This is a genomic window from Sphingobium aquiterrae, assembly GCF_037154135.1.
Lineage (GTDB): Bacteria > Pseudomonadota > Alphaproteobacteria > Sphingomonadales > Sphingomonadaceae > Sphingobium > Sphingobium aquiterrae.
Map to the genome: position 1 here is coordinate 156,689 of NZ_JBANFL010000007.1, position 17,238 is coordinate 173,926.

Annotated in this window: 12 protein-coding genes and 1 tRNA gene; 4 read left to right on the forward strand and 9 right to left on the reverse strand. The window is 65.5% G+C overall.

From position 1 onward, the window contains the following. The first annotated feature begins 40 nt into the window (after positions 1–40). On the forward strand, positions 41–1,609 hold the full coding sequence (locus WFP78_RS09630; RefSeq protein WP_336961088.1) for a recombinase family protein: 1,569 nt from the start codon (positions 41–43) through the stop codon (positions 1,607–1,609). Here the strand turns inward: WFP78_RS09630 and WFP78_RS09635 are convergent. From WFP78_RS09635 to moaA, 3 genes are all read right to left on the reverse strand, one after another. Next, positions 1,595–1,669: transfer RNA gene (locus WFP78_RS09635), tRNA-Asn, on the reverse strand. The genes WFP78_RS09630 and WFP78_RS09635 overlap by 15 nt on opposite strands. Before the next feature lie 76 nt (positions 1,670–1,745). Then, a complete protein-coding gene (locus WFP78_RS09640; RefSeq protein WP_336961091.1) occupies positions 1,746–2,522 on the reverse strand; it encodes an NAD kinase in 777 nt (258 codons plus the stop codon). Beyond that, the gene (gene moaA / locus WFP78_RS09645; RefSeq protein ID WP_336961095.1) at positions 2,519–3,535 is read right to left on the reverse strand and encodes a GTP 3',8-cyclase MoaA; all 1,017 of its coding nucleotides are present in this window, start codon (positions 3,533–3,535) and stop codon (positions 2,519–2,521) included. The genes WFP78_RS09640 and moaA overlap by 4 nt, the downstream gene beginning before the upstream one ends. 189 nt (positions 3,536–3,724) lie before the next feature. Here moaA and WFP78_RS09650 point away from each other — a divergent pair, with 189 nt between their 5' ends. Next, entirely contained in the window at positions 3,725–5,788 is a 2,064-nt protein-coding gene (locus WFP78_RS09650) for a putative bifunctional diguanylate cyclase/phosphodiesterase (RefSeq protein WP_336961098.1), read from the forward strand. A 6-nt stretch (positions 5,789–5,794) separates the two neighbouring features. Here the strand turns inward: WFP78_RS09650 and mfd are convergent, their stop codons facing one another. Both mfd and WFP78_RS09660 read right to left on the reverse strand, forming a co-directional pair. Next, complete coding sequence (gene mfd, locus WFP78_RS09655) at positions 5,795–9,262, reverse strand: transcription-repair coupling factor (protein ID WP_336961101.1); 3,468 nt, start codon at positions 9,260–9,262, stop codon at positions 5,795–5,797. A gap of 21 nt (positions 9,263–9,283) precedes the next feature. Next, positions 9,284–9,550 (reverse strand): FAD assembly factor SdhE, encoded by a 267-nt coding sequence (locus tag WFP78_RS09660; RefSeq protein ID WP_336961104.1) that lies wholly within the window; start codon positions 9,548–9,550, stop codon positions 9,284–9,286. A 135-nt stretch (positions 9,551–9,685) separates the two neighbouring features. On the opposite strand from WFP78_RS09660, the gene recG reads away from it, so the two are divergent. Beyond that, a complete protein-coding gene (gene recG, locus WFP78_RS09665; protein WP_336961107.1) occupies positions 9,686–11,749 on the forward strand; it encodes an ATP-dependent DNA helicase RecG in 2,064 nt (687 codons plus the stop codon). 16 nt (positions 11,750–11,765) lie between these two features. Here recG and WFP78_RS09670 read toward each other — a convergent pair whose 3' ends face one another. Next, a complete protein-coding gene (locus WFP78_RS09670; RefSeq protein WP_336961110.1) occupies positions 11,766–12,080 on the reverse strand; it encodes a PilZ domain-containing protein in 315 nt (104 codons plus the stop codon). A 113-nt stretch (positions 12,081–12,193) separates the two neighbouring features. Then, complete coding sequence (tyrS, locus tag WFP78_RS09675; RefSeq protein WP_336961113.1) at positions 12,194–13,411, reverse strand: tyrosine--tRNA ligase; 1,218 nt, start codon at positions 13,409–13,411, stop codon at positions 12,194–12,196. 61 nt (positions 13,412–13,472) lie between these two features. On the opposite strand from tyrS, the gene WFP78_RS09680 reads away from it, so the two are divergent. Beyond that, positions 13,473–14,564 (forward strand): anhydro-N-acetylmuramic acid kinase, encoded by a 1,092-nt coding sequence (locus tag WFP78_RS09680; protein WP_336961320.1) that lies wholly within the window; start codon positions 13,473–13,475, stop codon positions 14,562–14,564. Between the two features lie 19 nt (positions 14,565–14,583). Here the strand turns inward: WFP78_RS09680 and WFP78_RS09685 are convergent, their stop codons facing one another. Continuing rightward, on the reverse strand, positions 14,584–15,354 hold the full coding sequence (locus WFP78_RS09685; RefSeq protein WP_336961115.1) for a hypothetical protein: 771 nt from the start codon (positions 15,352–15,354) through the stop codon (positions 14,584–14,586). A gap of 591 nt (positions 15,355–15,945) precedes the next feature. Beyond that, entirely contained in the window at positions 15,946–17,124 is a 1,179-nt protein-coding gene (locus WFP78_RS09690) for a vWA domain-containing protein (RefSeq protein WP_336961117.1), read from the reverse strand. Positions 17,125–17,238: the final 114 nt, after the last annotated feature.

Here is a 17,238-nt window from a genome sequence, read left to right on the forward strand (position 1 = left end):
GGGGATGGGACGGCGTTTGTTAGGATTCAGGACAGAGAAAATGGCACGCCCACGTAAACCCAAAGCGCAGCAGACTGGTCGGGGACGCCCCGCCGGAACCGAGAAGGCTGTCCTCTATGCTCGCGTATCTACCGCTGAGCAGGAAAAGGAAGGCTTCTCGATCGACGCCCAGGTGGCTCTAGTGCGTGAATACGCCGAGCGCATGGGTCTCCTCATCGTCGAGCAGTACGTAGACGTTGAAACCGCCAAAAAATCGGGTCGAACTCAGTTTGAGGCGATGCTCAAGTATCTTCGCGGGCATCCAGGCGTCCGACATCTGCTGGTGGAAAAGACGGACAGGCTCTATCGCAACATCAAAGACTGGGTAACGCTTGATGGGTTCGACATCGAGCTCCATCTGGTCAAGGAAGGAACGGTCCTGTCTCGCGATTCGCGCTCTTCGGAAAAGTTCATGCATGGGATCAAGGTTCTCATGGCCAAGAACTATGTGGACAATCTGTCCGAAGAGGCCCGCAAGGGCATGCTGGAGAAGGCGAAGCAGGGCATCTGGCCCTCTCAGGCGCCTTTGGGGTATCTCAACGTCGTCGGGCCTCTTGGGAAGAAAATTATCGTTCCTGACCCCGACCTCGCACCCATCGTAACCCGCGTCTTCGAATGGTTCGAGACTGGCGATTATGCTCTGAAGGACGTTACACAAAAAGCGAGAGCTGCCGGCCTCCGCTATCGTCGCAGCCAACGGCCGGTTGGAATCAGCACAATCCACTACATGCTTCGGAACCGGCTCTACGCAGGGGCTTTCGAGTGGGCAGGACGCCTTTTTCAGGGGACCCATGAGCCGATCGTAACCCGTGAGACATGGGAGAACGTCCAGGAGGTTCTGGACGGTCGCAGCGCGAGCAATGTTCGTGCCGAGCCATTACGATTTGCGTTCACGGGCCTTATCAAGTGCGGACACTGTGGGTGTGCGGTCGTGGCTCAGATGCAGCGTGGCCGCTACATTTATTACCACTGTTCCGGATTCAAGCAGAAATGCCCTGAGAAGTACGTCCGAGAGGAAGCCTTAGCAAAGGCATTTTCGGAGCAACTCGCCCGTTTGCACATGGATGACGAGGTCTTCTCGCTCATCGAGCGGGCTATTCGCGAATCTCATACAGATAAGAGCCGGGAGCGGGTTGAGGCGATTGCCCGACTGCGGGCAGACGCCGATCGGCTACAGCACCGCCTGGACACTCTTTATGTCGATAATCTTGACGGTCGGATATCGAGCGACATGCATGATCGAATGGCAGCGACGTGGCGCGAAGAGCGGGCGGTCTGTCTACGGCGACTAGATGCCCTCCACAATGCGGAAGACGCTTTCGTCGACGATGGTATCGCGCTGCTGAATCTTGCTCGGAAGGCTCACTCAACCTTCAACCTACAGTCACAAAACGGCAAAAACATCGCTTTGAATCTGTTGGTTTTGAACAGCACGTGGGCAAACGGCCAGCTGACGGTCACCTTCCGCGAACCATTTGATATGCTTGAGAAAATTGTGTCTGGAGCCCCGCCCGCCGAGCCCCCGACCGGGTCGGGTGGCTCTGGAGTTTCAAGTTGGCTCCCTGAGTAGGATTCGAACCTACGACCGTCCGATTAACAGTCGGATGCTCTACCGCTGAGCTATCAGGGACCAGACCGGCTTTCGCCGGGCAGGCCGCGCCTATAGCAGCGGGATTCGTGAAAGCGCAAGCGCTAAAGCAGTGCCGTCATGCGATAAATTGTTCGGCCGCGATTCGGTCGTCCAGCGTGTGTTCGGGATCGAACAAAAGGGTCAGCGGCGTGGCGCGATCTATGCTCACCTCGACCGTCGCGACATCGCGGACTTCGCGCTGGTCTCCCACCGCGCTGACGGGGCGTTTGACCGGGTCCAGCACGGTAAAGCGCAGCGTCGTGTTCTCCGGCAGGATCGCGCCGCGCCAGCGCCGCGGGCGGAACGGGCTGATCGGGGTCAGCGCCACCAGGCCCGATCCCAGCGGCAGGATGGGGCCGTGGGCGGAAAGATTATAGGCGGTGGACCCGGCCGGCGTCGCCACCAGCACGCCGTCGCAGACCAGTTCGGGCAGCACGACGCGACCGTTCACCTCCACCTCCAGCTTCGCGGTCTGGCGCGTTTCGCGCAGCAGCGACACTTCGTTGATGGCGGGAATCGAAAAGCGCTCGCCGTCGACCGTTTCCACGCGCATCCGCAGCGGATTGACCTTGTAGACCTTCGCCGCTTCCAGCCGCTGCTCCAGCCGCTCCAGCCGCCATTCGTTCATCAGGAAGCCGACGGTGCCAAGGTTCATGCCGAAGATCGGGACGATCCGGTGGGTTTCGAGCATGGCATGCAGCGTCTGCAGCATGAAGCCGTCGCCGCCCAGCGCGATCACGATGTCCGCTTCCCCCGGTGGCACGAAGTCATAGGCGGCGCGCAGCCGCTCCTCGGCCGCACGCGCCGCCTGGGTCGGCGATACGACCAGCCCCCGACGCGGTTCTGCGCTCATCCGCCGGTAACGCTCATGTGGCGGTGGGTGGCGGCGGCTTCATCCTTGCCGATGGCGAACTGGTGGCGCAACGGCTTGGCTTCCAGCGCGCGGTCGAGCAGCACGTCGATGGCCGCCGCGCCGCCTTCGCGGAAGGCGGCCTTCAGGTCGACATGGTCCTCATGCCCCAGGCACATGTAGATGCGCCCCTGGCACGTCATGCGCATGCGGTTGCACCCGGCGCAGAAATTGTCGCTCATCGGCGTGATGAGGCCCAGCCGCAGCGCCATGCCCTCCACCGCGAAATAGCGGGCCGGGCCGCCGGTCCGATGGGCGATGGGGGTGATGGCGTGATGGGCCCGGACGGGCGCCAGCGCTTCATGCAGGGGCAGGTAACGGTCCGTCCGGTCCTCGTCGATGTCGCCCACGGGCATGGTTTCGATCAGGGTCAGGTCATGCCCCTGCGCGTCGCACCAGCGGAGCATCGGCAGGATGTCGTCCTCGTTCAGGCCGCGCAGCGCGACCATGTTGACCTTGACGGCCATGCCTTCCGCCTGTGCGGCGGCCATGCCGGCCAGCACGCGGTCGAGCTGTCCGCCGCGCGTGATGAAGGCGAAGCGATCGGGGTCGATGCTGTCCAGGCTGACATTGATCCTGCGGATGCCGGCATCCGCCAGCGCGGCGGCATGTTCGGCCAGATGGGTGCCGTTGGTCGTGAGCGTCAGCTCGTCCAGCGTGCCGGCCTTCACATGCCGGCCGATCCGGCGCGCCAGATCCGCGAAATCGCGCCGCACCAGGGGTTCGCCACCGCTCAGCCGGATCTTGCGGACGCCGCGCGCGATGAAGCTGTCCGCGATGATCCCGATCTCATCCAGCGTCAGCAGTTCGTTTCTGGGCAGGAATGTCATCCGCTCCGCCATGCAATAGCGGCAGCGCAGGTCGCAGCGGTCGGTGACGGAAATGCGCAGATAGTCGATCCGCCGGCCAAAGCCGTCGGTCATCGACCCTTCATGCCGCTTTTCGCGCGTCTCCATGGATATAAGCTAGGGCATGGCAGGGGTCCGTGCAAGGCGCGGCATCGGAAGGGCGCCGATGGCGTCGGTCGCAATATGTGCATGGGAGGGCCGTCAAGCGTGCGGTAAGGTTCCGGCGCTAGAACGGTGCGCTGCGCTGCGGATGGCGTCGCCGGGGGATATTCCCCGGCCTGTCGTGAAAGGAATTTAATGGAGAACGGGCAACAGCACGGCAACTGGCGGCCGGGCCTGTTCATCCTGTCGGCGGCGGACCGCGACGGTCTGGCGCAATGCGCAGCCGATGCGGGCTGGCGCAGCGTCGCCGCGCGACGCGCCACGGCGATTGCGCAGCGTTTCCTTGCGTCGGATGCGCTGGTGGTGCTGGTGGACATGCGGGGCAGGGCCGCGTGGACGGCGCCGCTTGTTGCGCTGAACGATGCGGTGATGGCAGCCGGCGGGGCGATGATCGCGCTGATCGATCCCGATGCCATCGACGCGGTGCCCGATCTGATCGCGGCGGGCGCGACCCATTATCTGGTCGGGCCGACGACATTGCCCTCCCTGCGCGCCGTGCTGGCGAGCGCGTCCGCGCATGTCGACCGGCTGGGCGGCGGGATCGCGCAGGCGCGCGATCGCCACGCGATCCAGCGCAGCGATTCGCTCGGCTGGCGGTATGATCTTGCCACGGGCCTCGTGACGGTCAGCGAAGCGCTGGCGGCGCAGATCGGGCTGAACGGCCGGCAATGCATGCCAAGGGACCTGTTACGGGCGGTCGCGGTGGAAGACCGCCAGCCGATGCTGGGCGCAATCCGCACCGCATCGCGGCGCGGCGGCCCCACGGCCTTTGCCCATGGCCTGCGCGATGGCGCGGGGCGACGGGTGGTGCAGCATCTCCACCCGGATGCGGACGGCATCGCCGGAGAGGTGGAACCGCTCGTCAACGAAGCGCAGCGCCCGCCCGAGCAGCGCGACTATCTGACCGGCCTGCGCAACCGCGCGGCGGCGCTGGCATGGCTTGAGACGGCGACACAGGGCCAGGGTCAGGGTCAGGGTGGCATAGCGGAGCCGGATGAAGCGCGGCCCATCGCCATGTTGATCGCCATCAGCCAGTTCGACCGGCTGAATTCCGCTTATGGGCAGGTGGCCGGCAATGCCCTGCTCAGCCGCGTCGCGCGCCGCATGGAGCGATTGGTGGACAATCTGGGCACAGGCGGCGATGCGATCATCGCCCGGATCGCCGGGACGGAATTCCTGGTCGGGTTGACGGGGACGCATGTTGACCGCGCGACCTTCATCGCCCGGCGGCTGGTGGCGGAGATCAGCAAGCCGTTCAGCGCGGGCGATCACCTGATCCACCTGACCGCGCGCTGCGGCATTGCCGAGGCGCTGCGCAATGATGACGCCGCCCGGCTGCTGCGCCGCGCCGGCACGGCCCTTGCGGATGCCCGCGCCTCGACCAGCGAGGGCATCCGCATCCTGCGCAGCGCGCGCGGCAGCCGGGAAGTGGATGGCGACCGGCTGGAGGCCGACCTGCGCCTTGCGCTGGACCGGGGCGAGATCGAGCTGGTCTTCCAGCCGCAATATGCCACGAAGGACAACCGCATGGCCGGGGTGGAGGCGCTGGCCCGCTGGCAGCACCCCCATTATGGCATGCTGGGCGCTGCGGCGCTGTTTGCGGCGGCGGGGCGGTCCGACTTCATGTTGCCGCTGTCCGCGCATATCCAGCGCGAGGCGCTGCGTCTGGCGGCGGCATGGCCGGCCACGCTGGACAGGCTGCGCCTGTCGATCAACGTCACGGCCGCCGACATCGCCCAGCCCGATTTCCTCGGCGATTTTCTGGCGCGGGTGGATGGCAACGGCTTCCCTCGCGCCCGCGTGACCGTGGAGATCACCGAAAGCGGCCTGATCGAGGACATGGACAGCGCCGTCCAGCTGCTCGACCGGCTGCGTGCCGAAGGGTTGCGTGTGGCCATAGACGATTTCGGGACGGGCTATTCCAGCCTCGCCTATTTGAAGGCGCTGCCGCTCGACTATCTCAAGATCGACAGCGCGCTGGCGCAGGACATCGCGGGGTCGCGGCGCGACCGGGTGATCGTGCGCGGCGTCATCCAGATGGCGAAATCGCTGGGGCTGGCGGTGATCGCCGAAGGGGTGGAGACCGACCGGCAACTGGCGCTGCTCGCCCGCGAGGGGTGCGACTATTATCAGGGCTTTCTGCGATCGGCAGCCGTCGGCAGCACGGAACTGGCGGCCCTGATGGCGGCCGATCGTTGATATTCCTCAGGTACGGGCGGACTTCGCCAGTCCCTTGGACAGTTGCAGCGCCGCATTCAGGCGCGCGACCGGATCGCTCCAGCTGCGCATGAACACCAGCTTGCTGTCCGGCCGCAGCCGCGCCGTGCCCTCCAGCCGCTGGACATAGGCGATGAGGCCGGCGGGGTTGGGGAAATAATCGTTCGCAAAGCTGACGAGCGCGCCATTGGGGCCCACGTCGAGTTTGGCGATGTTCGCGCGCAGGCAGTTCTGCTTGACCTCGATGAGCTTGAGCAGGTTCTGCGTCGGCGTGGGCAGCTTGCCGAAACGGTCGATCAGCTCGGCGGCAAAGGCTTCGATGCCCTGCCGGTCTTCCAGCTCGTTGATCCGGCGATAGAGCGCCATGCGCAGGTCGAGGTCCGGCACATAATCGTCCGGGATCATGATCGGCGCGTCGATGGTGATCTGCGGGGAATAGGCGTCGCGCGGCTGCTCCAGCCCCACGCCGCCGGCCTTGGCCGCCATGATCGCGTCTTCCAGCATCGACTGGTAGAGTTCGAAGCCGACTTCCTTGATGTGGCCGGACTGTTCGTCCCCCACCAGATTGCCGGCGCCGCGAATGTCGAGATCATGGCTGGCGAGCTGGAAGCCCGCGCCCAGCGTGTCGAGATCGGACAGCACCTTCAGGCGCTTTTCGGCAGTCTCGGTGATGATCCGGTCGGCCGGCGTGGTGAAATAGGCATAGGCCCGCGTCTTCGACCGGCCCACACGGCCGCGCAGCTGGTAGAGCTGGGCAAGGCCGAAGCGTTCGGCGCGGTGGATGATGAGCGTGTTGGCGCTGGGGATATCCAGCCCGCTTTCCACGATGGTGGTCGAGAGCAGCACGTCGTAGCGCTTGTCGTAGAAGGCCGACATGCGCTCTTCCACTTCGCTCGCCGCCATCTGGCCATGGGCGACGACGGGGCGGATTTCCGGCACTTCGGTGCGCAGATATTCCTCGATATCGGCAAGGTCGGCGATGCGGGGCACGACGAAGAAGCTCTGCCCGCCGCGATAATGCTCGCGCAGCAGCGCCTCGCGGATGACGACACCGTCCCACGGCATCACATAGGTGCGCACGGCGAGGCGATCGACCGGCGGCGTCTGGATCACCGACAGGTCGCGCAGGCCGGACATCGCCATCTGCAAGGTGCGCGGGATCGGCGTTGCCGTCAGCGTGAGCACATGCACGTCGGTCTTCAGCTGCTTCAGCCGCTCCTTGTGGGTGACGCCGAACCGCTGTTCCTCGTCCACGATCACCAGGCCAAGCCGCTTGAAATCCAGCCCCCTGGTCAGCAGCGCATGGGTGCCGACGACGATGTCGAGCGTGCCGTCGGCCAGCCCCTCCTTCACCGCCTTCGCCTCGCTCGCGGGCACGAGGCGGGAGAGGCGGCCGATCTTCAGCGGGAAGCCGCGGAAGCGCTCCTCGAAATTCATGTGGTGCTGGCGCGCGAGCAGGGTGGTGGGGCAGATCAGCGCCACCTGCATCCCCGCCATCGCCGCGACGAAGGCGGCGCGGAGCGCGACCTCCGTCTTGCCGAAGCCGACATCGCCGCAGACGAGGCGATCCATCGGCTTGCCTGCGCCCAGATCGTCGATGACATCGGCGATGGCACGATCCTGATCGTCGGTTTCCTGATAGGGGAAGCGGTCCACAAAGGCAGGGTAGCCCGCGGTATCGGGTTCGGCGACGGTGGCCGGGCGCAGGGCGCGGGCAGCGGCGGTCTTGAGCAGTTCGCCCGCGATCTCGCGGATGCGCTCCTTCATCCGCGCCTTGCGGCGTTGCCATGCCTCGCCGCCCAGTCTGTCGAGCGCGACGCCCTCGCTCTCCGATCCGTAGCGCGAGAGCACGTCGAGATTTTCGACCGGCACGTAAAGCTTATCGCCGCCGGCATAGCCCAGTTGCACGCAGTCATGCGGGGCTTTGCCGACGGGGATCGAGGTTAGCCCGTCATAGCGGCCAATGCCATGATCGGCATGGACGACAAGGTCGCCGGGGGAGAGCGTCGCCAGTTCCGAAAGGAAGGCGTCGGCGCTCTTCTTGCGCTTGTTCCGCCGCACCAGCCGGTCGCCCAGCATGTCCTGCTCGGTGAGCAGCGCGACATCGGGCGCGGTGAAGCCATGGTCGAGCGGCAACACGGCGAGCGATATCGCACCGCCGGCTGCCGTGCCGAGCGCGTCCTGCCAATTCTCCGTCTCGACCAGCCGCTTCACGCCATGATCGGCCAGAAGCCCGGAAAGCCGCTCGCGCGCGCCCTTCGAATAGCTGGCGATAACGATCTTCCTGGTGCCCAGGCGCAGGGCGGCGAGATGCTTGGCCACCGCTTCGTAGATATTGAGGTTCTGCGCGCGTTCGGGGGCGAAATCGCGGGCGCTATCCACGCCGAAATCCAGGACCTTTGCGCTTTCGGGCTCGTGAAAGGGCGTGGTGCTGTGGATCGGCAGCGCGCTGGAGGTCGCCGCCCATTCCTGCGCCGTCAGGTACAGGCTTTCGGGCGGCAGCGGGCGATAGGCGCCGGGATCGGCGGATTTCGCGGCGATGCGGTTGGCGTGATAATCGCGGATCGCCTCGAACCGACCCTCCGCCGCGCCGGTGACGCCATGGTCGGCGACGATCACGGCATGGTCGCCCAGATGATCGGCCAGCGGCACCAGCCGTTCCTCGAACAGCGGCAGCCAATGTTCCATGCCGGCCAGCCGCCGGCCATCGCTCACCGCCTGATAGAGCGGATCGCCGGTCGCGGTCGCGCCGAAGGTTTCGCGGTAGCGGCCGCGAAAGCGCTTGATCGTCTCCTCGTCCAGCAGCGCTTCGGACGCGGGCAGCAGGGTGAAGCCCGCGACATTGCCGGTGGTGCGCTGGTCGCCCGGATCGAAGCTGCGCATCGTCTCGATCTCGTCGCCGAAGAAGTCGAGGCGCAGCGGCTGGGCCTCGCCGCCGGGGAACAGGTCGACAATGCCGCCGCGGATCGCGAATTCGCCGGCATCATAGACGGTGTCCGTGCGGGCATAGCCATTGGCCTGCAGCATCGCCGCCAGCCGATCGATGGCGATCCGCTCGCCCGGTGCCAGCCGCGCGACCAGCTGCCGCACGCGAAAGGGCGTCAGCGTGCGCTGGGTCAGGGCGTTGATCGTGGTGACGACCAGTTGCGGCCCCCTGGGCTTCTCCTGCAGCGCATGAAGCCCTGCCAGCCGCCGCGAGGCCGTGCGCAGCGAGGGTGAGGCGCGGTCATAGGGCAGGCAGTCCCATGCCGGCAGCGCGATGATCTCCAGTTCCGGCGCGAACCAGCCGGCGGTGTCGGCCACCGCCTGCATCATCTGTTCGTCGGAGGCGACGAACACGGCGCGCAGCGGCGCCGCCCGCGCGATGTCGGCAAGCATCCATGGCTGGAAACCGGCGGGGACGCCGGCGAGGGTCAGTGGCGCCCTGGCCCTGATGATGGTCTGGATATCGGTCATGGGATCAGGCGCGTCGCGCGGTCATTCGGGCACCACTATATAGTCGAGCCGGCAGAAGGCCTCCATCATCGGCCCCTGGAAGCGCTCCGGCACGGGCTGGGTGCCCAGCGCCCAGGCCATGATGTCGACATCCTGCTCCTCCAGGAAGGTCTCGTACCAGTCGATCTCTTCGTCGTTCCAGTTTTCGCCATGGCGGTCGAAGAAGCAGCCGATCATGATGTCGGCTTCCTTCGTGCCGCGATGCCACGCACGAAAGCGCAGGCGGCGGAGGCGGATGTCGTCGGTCATGCTCTTGTCCCCGCTGGAAAGAATCTTCGGGCTCGTGCCGGTTCGATCAGAACCAGCATGAGGCCGGGCGCGAAAAATTGACCGGAGCGGCATTTGTATGACCGGCCCGGCTGGGCTAGGACGCCGGAGATAGCCATGCGACCCGATATTCTCAATCCGCTGTTTGCCGAAATATCGGCGTTGAAGGGCGTCGGCAGTGCGCTGGCCAAGCCATTGGAGCGCCTTGGCCTTGCCCGGGCGGTCGATCTGGCCTTTCATCTGCCCACCGGGGCGATCGACCGGGTGCTGACGGATCGGCTCGATCCTGCCGATGCGGGGCGGGTGATCGGCATCACGCTCACGCCCTTCGACTATCGCGCGTCGGGCAGCGCGCGGGCGCCCTTCCGCGTGCAGGCAAAGGATGGGCATGGCAATGTCGTCTCGCTGATTTATTTCGGGCGCAACAGCGCCTGGCCCCGCAAGCTGCTGCCATTGAACGAGCCGCGCTTCGTGTCGGGCAAGCTGGATGTCTATGGCGACCAGCTGCAGATCGTTCACCCCGACCATGTCCTCCCGCCCGAAGAGGCCGACAATGTGCCGGCGCGGGAAAGCGTCTATGCGCTGTCGGAAGGGCTGACCAACAACCGCCTGCGGGATTTCGTGGCGCAGGCGCTGGAGCGGGCGCCGGAACTGCCCGAATGGATCGACGCCGGCCTGCTTGGACGCAAGGGCTGGCCGGAATGGCGGCAGGCGCTGTTGGCCGCCCATGCCGATCCGCAGGCCGCCAAGGCCCGGGAACGACTGGCCTATGACGAGATTTTTGCCGGGCAGCTGGCGCTGTTGCTCGTGCGGGCTTCTTCCCGCCGGCGGCGCGGCGTGCCGATTGCCGGCGATGGGCGCCTGCGCGCCATGCTGACCCTGCCGTTCGCACCGACCGGCGCACAGCACCGCGCCTTTGCGGAGATCGAGGGCGACATGGCGCAGCCCGTGCCGATGCTGCGCCTGCTGCAGGGCGATGTGGGCTCCGGCAAGACGCTGGTCGCGCTGATGGCGCTGCTCAACGCCGTGGAAGCCGGCGCGCAGGGCGCGATGCTAGCGCCCACGGAAATCCTCGCGCGGCAGCATTTCGCCACGCTCCAGCGGATGCTGGCCGGTCTTCCCGTGACCGTCGCCATCCTGACCGGGCGGGAAAAGGGCAAGATCCGCGAATCGACGCTCATGGGGCTGGCCGATGGCAGCATCGACATCCTGGTCGGCACCCATGCGATTTTTCAGGATGCCGTGGCCTATCGCAATCTGGCGCTGGCGGTGATCGACGAGCAGCATCGCTTCGGCGTCGCCCAGCGCATGATGCTGGCCGCCAAGGCGGAGCGCGCGCCGCACCTGCTGGTGATGACCGCGACGCCGATCCCGCGCACCCTGACGCTCACCTATTATGGCGAAATGGACGTGTCGCGGCTGGACGAGATGCCGCCGGGCCGCCAGCCCATCGAAACGCGGGTAATTTCCTCCGGGCGGCTGGACGATGTCGTGGACGCGCTGGGGCGTCATATCGCCGGCGGGGGGCAGGCCTATTGGGTCTGTCCGCTGGTGGAGGAAAGCGAGACAAGCGACCTGACGGCGGCCGAAGCGCGCGCGGAAAGCCTGCGCCAGCGCTTCGGCGACCGGATCGCGCTGGTCCACGGCCGGATGAAAGGGCCGGAGAAGGACGCGGTGATGGAGCGCTTCAGCCGCAATCAGGCGAGCGTGCTGGTCGCGACCACGGTGATCGAGGTCGGCGTCGACGTGCCCAATGCTACCTTGATGGTGATCGAGGGCGCCGACCGCTTCGGCCTAGCCCAGTTGCACCAGCTGCGCGGCCGGGTGGGGCGGGGGGACAAGGCGTCTGTCTGCCTGTTGCTGCGTGGCAATGCGCTCAGCGAAACGGCGCGGGCGCGGCTGGCATTGATGCGGGAGACCAATGACGGTTTCCGGATCGCGGAAGAGGATCTGCGGCTGCGGGGCGCCGGCGAATTGCTGGGCACGCGGCAATCGGGGGAGGAGCGCTTCCGCCTGGCGTCGCCCGAGCAGATCGGCGGCCTGATCGACGCCGCCCGCGACGATGCCCGGCTGTTGATGGAGCGCGATGGCGGGCTCGATTCGCCGCGAGGGCAGGCTGCGCGCCATTGCCTCTATCTGTTCGAGCGCGATGCGGCGGTGGCGCTGATCCGGAGCGGTTGAGGGTGCCGCCCGATGGCTACCAGCTGTTCTGGCGGCGCGTCATGGCGGAGAGCATCATGGCATAGGGCGACGGTTCCATCGCCATCGGAAATTCCACGCCGATCCGGCTGTCTTCGCACCATCGCACATCGGCGGCCAAAGGTGGGACATGCGGCAGGATGAAATGGACGCGCTGGCCGACCATCAGTTCCGCCGGGCATCGCGCCATCAGGCCAAGCGGCGAGATGTTGACGATGCGGACGGCATGGACGCCGGTGCGGGTCGAAAGCTGCGCCTGGTGATCCACCAGGGCCCGCTCGACCCGCCGATGTTCCAATGGCAGCCGCTGCACGGATGCCCATCCAGACCGTTGCATATCGAACCCCCGTTCACACAGGAGTTTGACCGATCCGCCGTTTATCAAAGGCTAGCGAAAATCCTTAACGTCGCGCTTGTAACAAAGAGTCAGGCGACGACGATCCCGTGCCGTTTGGCGCCAAAGCTCACCTTGTCGCCGGGCGCGAGCGCATGAGCGGGATCGCTGACCACGTCACCGTTGACCCGGATCGCCCCTTCGCCAAGCTTGCGGCGCACTTCCTTGTTCGACGCGGCAAAGCCCAGGCCGACCACCGCCTGGACGATGGCGAGGCCATCGCTCCCCAGCGCCACGGTGGGCAGATTGGCGTCCGATGCGCCTTCCTCGAAGGTCTTGCGGGCGGTTTCGGCGGCGGCGTTCGCGGCCTCGACGCTGTGCGCCATGGCGGTCGCCTCATGCGCCAGCACTTTCTTCGCCTCGTTGATCTCGGCGCCTTCCAGCGCCGCGAGCCGGGCGACCTCGTCCAGCGGCAGGTCGGTGAACAGGCGCAGGAAGCGGCCGACATCGCCATCCTGCGTATTCCGCCAGAATTGCCAATAGTCATAGGGCGACAGCGCATCGGCGTTCAACCACACCGCGCCATTCGCCGTCTTGCCCATCTTGCCGCCGTCGGCGGTGGTGATGAGCGGGGTCGTCAGGCCAAAGACGCCGGTGCCGTCGACCCGGCGCGACAGCTCGATACCGTTGACGATATTGCCCCACTGGTCCGATCCACCCATCTGCAACCGGCAGCCGGCGCGGCGCGACAGCTCCAGGAAGTCATAGGCCTGGAGGATCATGTAATTGAATTCGAGGAAGCTGAGCGACTGCTCGCGGTCCAGCCGCGTCTTGACGCTGTCGAAGCTCAGCATCCGGTTGACCGAGAAATGCTGGCCGATGTCGCGCAGGAAAGGGATATATTCCAGCCGGTCCAGCCAGTCGGCATTGTCGACCATGATGGCGTCGGTCGGGCCGTCGCCAAAGGTCAGGAATTTTTCGAACACGCGCTTGATGCTGGCGACGTTCGACGCGATCACATCGTTCGTCATCAGCTTGCGCGCTTCGTCCTTGAAGCTCGGGTCGCCGATCTTGCCGGTGCCGCCGCCCATCAATACGATGGGCTTGTGCCCGGCCTGCTGCATGCGGCGCAGCATCATGATCTGCACGAGGCTGCCGACATGCAGCGAGGGCGCCGTGGGATCGAAACCGATATAGCCGGGCACGATCTGGCCCTGGGCCAGCCCGTCCAGCCCTTCCGGATCGGTGATCTGGTGGATATAACCGCGTGCGTCGAGTAAGCGGAGAAGATCGGACTTAAAGTGGGTCATGATGCTTGTCTTTGCCGGAAAACCGGCGCGCGCATAACATGAGGAATGCAGATTGGATAGCATGCTCGCCATCGGATTGATGTCCGGCACCTCCCGCGACGGGATCGACGCGGCGCTGATCCGCACCGACGGGGTGGCGGCGGGGGAAGCGCTGGCCTTTCACAGCCAGCCCTATGGCGAGGGTTTTCGCATGCGGCTGGCCGAAGCCTGCCTGCGCGCGATGGCGATGGACAGGCCCGGTTTCGAGCCGCTGATCGCCTCCGTGGAGGAGGAATTGACCGCGCTGCATGTCGATGCGGTGGCCGACCTGCTGGGCCGCGGCGGCATGAGCGCGGAGGAGATCGGCGTCATCGGCTTCCATGGCCATACGATCGCGCATCGGCCGGAACGGGGATGGACCTGGCAGATCGGCGACGGGGTGGCGCTGGCCGGGGCATTCGGCATCGCGGTGGTCAACGATCTGCGCAGCGCGGATGTGGCGGCGGGGGGGCAGGGCGCGCCGCTGCTGCCCGTCTACCACCGGGCGATGGCGCAGGGACTGCCGCGTCCTTCGGCCATCCTCAATCTGGGCGGCGTCGCCAACATCACCTTCATCGGCGAGGGCGACGACCTGATCGCCTTCGATACCGGCATGGCGAGCGGCCTGATCGACAACTGGATGCAGGCGGAGGGCAATGCGGATTTCGACGCCGGCGGGGCCGTGGCGGCGACGGGGCGGGTGGACGAAGCGATCCTTGCCGCCATGCTCGCCGATCCGTGGTTCGCCGCGCCGCCGCCCAAGAGCATCGACCGGGAGCGTTTTTTGACCGAGCCGGTGGCGCGCCTGTCGCTCGCCGATGGCGCGGCGACGTTGACGGCCTTTACCGCCCATTCGGTCGCGCGGGCGCTGGACCATCTCCCCGCGCGTCCGGTTGCCATCCATGTCGCCGGCGGCGGGCTGCACAACGGCACGCTGATGCGCATGATCGCACAGGCCACGGGCATTTCCGTCCATCCCGTCGGCGATATCGGCCTGAACGGCGACGCCGTGGAGGCGGAGGGCTTTGCCTATATGGCCGTGCGCCGCCTTGCCGGCCTGCCGATCAGCTTCCCCGGCACGACCGGGGTGCCCGCGCCGATGACCGGCGGCGTGCTCCATCGGTGCGGGGCATAGTCGCCGGCGAGTCCGCCGGTCAGGCGCCCGGCATGGGGGGATAGGCATTGGGCGTGATCGCCGCGCCCGGCGTGCCCTGAGTGACCGCCCGGTAGATGACGGGGCCGACCGGACTGCCTGCCAGTACCACGGCCCCCATCTGCACGCCCGCAATCGCGGCCACGCCCCACCACCAGGCCGGATGAACCGTGCCGCTGCCGCGAAGATCGCGGACGATCCCGGCCAGCGGGAACAGCATCACCGCCGCGAACACGGCCCAGCCCGCCCATGGGATGAACAGCGGCATCGGCAGCAGGCGTCCAAGGCCCGGCCCGGTCAGGATCGCCATGCCGCAGAACATCAGCCGGCGATGCCATTGGGTGTGGCGGCGCAGCAGGATGGCGCTTGCCACAAGCCCGGCAAAGACGAGGATCGACAGCGGATTCATCAGCAGGAAGTAAAGCGGCTCGAAAAAGAAGGGCGCAGCGCCTTGCTGGACCTTCCTGACCGTGATGAACGTGCCGAGCACGACCATGGCGGGCACCATGACGGTCGCGATCCAGCCCAGGCGGCGGTGAAGGGCGGTAGACCCGCCGGCGGCCAGGATATTCTGGAGAAGATACAATGCGGTCCAGCCGAAAAATGTCAGTGCATGGGCATGTACATAGAGCGGCGAAGCAAAGGTCGACCGCCCCATCGCCAGCTGAAACGAAAAACCGCCGACAAGGACCATGGCCATGACGATGGCCGACATCAGGAAGAATTTCTCGTCGCGTCCTATCCCGACGCGCGCCGCTGGAACCGTTGCCATCACTTTCCCCCTCCAAGTGCAATGCGCCGGATATTATCGTCAATCGGCGTCAAATTGAATGATGATCCTGTCATGACGACAAGCGGCCATCGCTGCCACCAGTCTTGCGATCCGGAGGCTGCTATTCCGATAATCGGGCGCGCGGACAAATGGCGATCGGCGGAAGCGACCGATATTTCATGTGCGACCACGACCGGCAACTGAGGTCGGGGGTCTCACCTGGGGGTGGAGACGGATAGCAGGCATTCATCCTCTTCCTCGTAGATGACGCCGGTTCGAACCTATGGCTAATCCCGCGATCCCGCCGTGGCCGCGCGCCATCGCGACAGTTTGATATCGTTACGCAATGGTAATAATAATCTTTTCAATATTTTTCAGCATGTTGTTTGCGTCGACAGCGTTTTGCGGGCCTGGCCCTTCCGGGAAATGCGCGATCATGGATTAGGGATTCCGCTGGTCATCCGGCGGAAGACGGGATGCATGTATCGACGGACGGATGGCGCATCCGGAGACGCGCCCGCCATGCACGGACTGTCCACGCACCGTCTGGTGATGCACCGCCTGTCGCCCCGGTTCAGTGCCCGTTCTGGCCTATCGCTTGCGGCTCAGTTCCCGCATCGCATCGTCCAGCCCTTCAAGGGTCAGCGGATACATCCGGTCGGACATCAGTTCACGGATCATGCGGGTGGACTGGCTATATCCCCAATGCGCCTTCGTCGAAGGGTTCAGCCAGACGGTGGCGGGATAGGTGTGGGCGATTCGCTGGAGCCATGTTGCGCCCGCCTCTTCGTTGAAATGCTCCACCGATCCGCCGGGATGGCTGACTTCATAGGGGCTCATCGCCGCATCGCCGACAAACACGACCTTATAATCATGGCTGTATTTGTGAAGGATGTCCCAGGTTTGGGTGCGCTCCGTGAAGCGGCGGCGATTGTCCTTCCACACGCCTTCATACAGGCAGTTGTGGAAATAGAAGAATTCCATGTTCTTGAATTCGGCGGTGGCGGCCGAAAACAGCTCTTCGCAGAGGGAGACGAACGGGTCCATGGAGCCGCCCACGTCCAGGAACAGTAGCAGTTTCACCGCATTGTGGCGCTCCGGCCGCATGTGGATGTCCAGCCAGCCCTGACGCGCCGTGCCGCGGATCGTTTCATCCAGGTCCAGCTCGTCGGCGGCGCCCTCCCGCGCGAAACGGCGCAGGCGGCGCAGCGCGACCTTGATGTTGCGCGTGCCAAGCTCACGTTCGTTGTCCAGATTCCTGAATGCGCGCTTTTCCCACACCTTGATCGCGCGCTTGTGCTTGCCCTCGCCGCCGATGCGCACGCCTTCCGGGTTGTACCCGCCATGGCCGAAGGGGGAGGTGCCGCCGGTGCCGATCCATTTGCTGCCGCCCTGATGCCGGCCCTGCTGTTCCTCCAGCCGCTGCTTCAGCGTTTCCATGATCTCGTCCCAGCTACCCAGGGACTTGATCTTCTCCATCTCCTCGGGGCTCAGGAACGTTTCCGCGACAAGGCGCAGCCAGTCTTCGGGAATATCCTTGCCGGCAACCTCATAGCTGCCCTCGATCCCCTTGAAGACCTTGGCAAAGACCTGGTCGAAACGGTCGATCAACCCTTCGTCCTTCACATAGGTCGCGCGGGCGAGATAATAGAATTCCTCCGGCCGAAGCGCGATCGCATCGCGCTCCAGCGCTTCCAGCAGCACCAAATGCTCCTTGATGCCGGCGGATATGCCCGCCGCGCGCAATTCATCCAGAAAGTTCAGCAGCACGATCGTTCCTCAAAGGGCGCAGGCTTCCGGCTATGTTGACCAAGGCCGGCCGGGTTGCAAGGCGCCCGGAGCGAAACGCCGCAGCGGCGCGGTTATCGGATCGTTAATTGTTGC